Genomic DNA, 1,949 nt, shown 5'->3' on the forward strand with positions numbered 1-1,949 from the left:
ACGAAGCCGGCCAGCGCCGCCGCCTGGGCGGTCAGGTCGGCCTCGTCGAACACGCCTTCCGCCAGGCGGCGGAAGAAGCGCGGCATGCCGGCCTCCAGCACCCGGCCGCGCGGCGAGAGCAGGGCGCGGCCCGGCGCCAGCTCGCGCCCCAGCGGGACCAGGTCGTTCTCGTCGCCGCCGGTGCCGTGCAGCAGCAGCAAAGGCGGGGCGGCGACGCCGCCCGGCTCGAAACGGTAGGCGAAGCCGTCGATCTCGCCCTTCATCGCATCCGTCATGGTGCGGCTCCCTCTCCCTCTCGTCAGCCCAGATCCGGCAGCGCCGCCGCGATGGTGGCGCGGTGCTGCTCGAGGAAGCGCGGCAGCTTCAGCGCGCTGCCCAGCTGCTCGGCCGGCTCGTCCACGGCGAAGCCGGGGATGTCGGTCGCGATCTCGAACAGCACATGGCCGGGCTCGCGGAAATAGACCGAGCGGAAATAGTCGCGATCCTTCTGCTCGGTGGTGTGGATGCCGTGGTTCTCGGCCAGGCGCTTCACCATGTCCATCTCGGCCGCGTCATCGGCGGCGCGGAAGGCCAGGTGGTGCACCGAGCCGCGGCCGAGCCGCGCCGGCAGGAAGCCGCCCACCCCGCGCAGGTCGACGATGCCGCCGATCGGCTGGCCGGGCACCTGGAAGCGCAGCGTGTCGCCCTCCCGCCCCGCCTCGGCGAAGCCGAACACGTCCGCCAGGATGGCGCCGGTGGGCTCCGCCCTGTCCAGCATCAGGCTGACGCCGTGGATGCCGCGGATGGCGTGCTCGGCCGGCACCTCGCCGGTGCTCCAGGCGGGCTCCGCCTCGATGCCGGGCAGGCCGACCAGGGCCAGCGCCATGCCGTCCGGGTCGCGGAAGCGCAGCAGCGTCTCGCCGAAGCGGCCGGCGCGTTCCACCCCCTGCGCCGAGAGGCGCTGCAGCCAGTAGCCCACCGAGGCCAGCGGGATGCGGAACACCGTCTCCTGCAACTCGCCGACACCCTGGCGGCCGGGCGCCGCATGCTCCCAGGGGAAGAAGGTCAGGATCGAGCCGGGGCTGCCGGCGGCGTCGCCATAGTAGAAATGATAGGCGCCGGGATCATCGAAATTGACCGTCTTCTTCACCAGCCGCAGCCCCAGGGTGCGGGTGTAGAAATCCAGGTTGCGCCGCGCCTGGCCGGCGATGGCGGTGACGTGGTGGATGCCGTTGCGGGTCATCGGTCTGATCTCCAGCGGCGCGGGGTGCGCCGTTCCTGGCCCTCCAGATAGGCCATGGACGGGCCGGGCGTGAGGAGAAACCGATTGCATTCCTGCAAGCGGATCCTTGCAACCGGGCGATTGGCATTGCGCCCGCGCGCGGCTAGGATGGCCCGCCGCGTGGCCTGCGCGCGGCCGAACGAGGCCCTGTTCCATGCCCGACCCCGCCCGCGACCTGGCCTGGGACGATCTGCGCCTGGTCGATGCCATCGCCCGCGCCGGCACCCTGCCGGAGGCGGCGGCGCGGCTCGGCATCCACCATTCCACCGCCTTCCGCCGGCTCGGCCAGATCGAGGCGCAGCTCGGCTGCCCGCTCTTCGAGCGGCACCGCGACGGCTATGTGGCGACGCCGGCGGGCGAGACCTTGGCGGCGCTGGCCGCCCGCATGGCGGAGGAGGTGGCGGCGGTGACGCGGCGCCTGGCCGGCCATCGCCCGACCCCCTCGGGCGAGGTGCGGCTGGCCACCAGCGACAGCCTGCTGGACGGGCTGCTGCTGCCGGCGCTGGCGCGCTTCCGCGCCGCGCAGCCGGGCATCCGGCTCGACATCGTCACCGGCAATGCGGCGGCCAACCTGTCGCGCCGCGATGCCGATGTCGCGCTGCGCGCCAGCGACGCCCCGCCCGAGACGCTGGTCGGCCGCCGCGTCGCGCGCATCGCCTGGGCGCTGTATGGGCGCCCGGGCGACGAC

3 protein-coding genes are annotated in these 1,949 nt (G+C 73.7%); 1 reads left to right on the plus strand and 2 read right to left on the minus strand.

What is annotated here, in order from left to right; genetic code table 11:
• Together HMPREF0731_RS20435 and HMPREF0731_RS20440 are read right to left on the minus strand one after the other, a co-directional pair.
• The coding region (locus HMPREF0731_RS20435) for an alpha/beta hydrolase (RefSeq protein WP_007006128.1) at positions 1-275 on the minus strand (275 nt) is incomplete at its 3' end.
• A gap of 23 nt (positions 276-298) precedes the next feature.
• Positions 299-1,222, minus strand: a complete 924-nt coding sequence (locus HMPREF0731_RS20440; protein WP_007006129.1) for a ring-cleaving dioxygenase — start codon at positions 1,220-1,222, stop codon at positions 299-301.
• A gap of 193 nt (positions 1,223-1,415) precedes the next feature.
• Here HMPREF0731_RS20440 and HMPREF0731_RS20445 point away from each other — a divergent pair.
• The coding region (locus HMPREF0731_RS20445) for a LysR family transcriptional regulator (protein ID WP_007006130.1) at positions 1,416-1,949 on the plus strand (534 nt) is incomplete at its 3' end.

The sequence above is a fragment of the Pseudoroseomonas cervicalis ATCC 49957 genome, from assembly GCF_000164635.1.
GTDB classification, from domain to species: Bacteria; Pseudomonadota; Alphaproteobacteria; order Acetobacterales; family Acetobacteraceae; genus Pseudoroseomonas; species Pseudoroseomonas cervicalis.

Excerpts from the sequence above, each read along its gene's own strand:
- HMPREF0731_RS20440 (WP_007006129.1), bottom strand. The coding sequence starts at position 1,222 with ATGACCCGCAACGGCATCCACCACGTCACCGCCATCGCCGGCCAGGCG.